Below are 269 nucleotides of genomic sequence, written 5' to 3' on the forward strand. Positions count from 1 at the left end.
GAGTTCGATGGCAATATCGCCAGCTTTATCTTCTCCGGTAAACCGGGCACTGGCAAAAACCACCTGGCGGCAGCCATTTGCAACGAGCTGCTGCTGCGCGGGAAGTCGGTCTTAATCATCACCGTGGCCGATATTATGTCGGCGATGAAAGATACCTTCGGCAACCGGGAAACGAGCGAAGAACAGTTGCTTAACGACCTCAGCATGGTCGACCTGCTGGTGATCGATGAAATTGGGATGCAGACGGAGTCTCGCTATGAAAAGGTCAT

The 269-nt window shown here is 52.8% G+C and carries 1 protein-coding gene; it reads left to right on the top strand.

The features are described from left to right. On the top strand, positions 1–269 hold a 269-nt coding region (locus ACODJP_RS14095; protein ID WP_422482572.1), incomplete at both ends, for an ATP-binding protein.

Origin of the sequence: Pleomorphochaeta sp. DL1XJH-081, assembly GCF_049310885.1 — a bacterium.
Lineage (GTDB): Bacteria > Spirochaetota > Spirochaetia > Sphaerochaetales > Sphaerochaetaceae > CAYZJV01.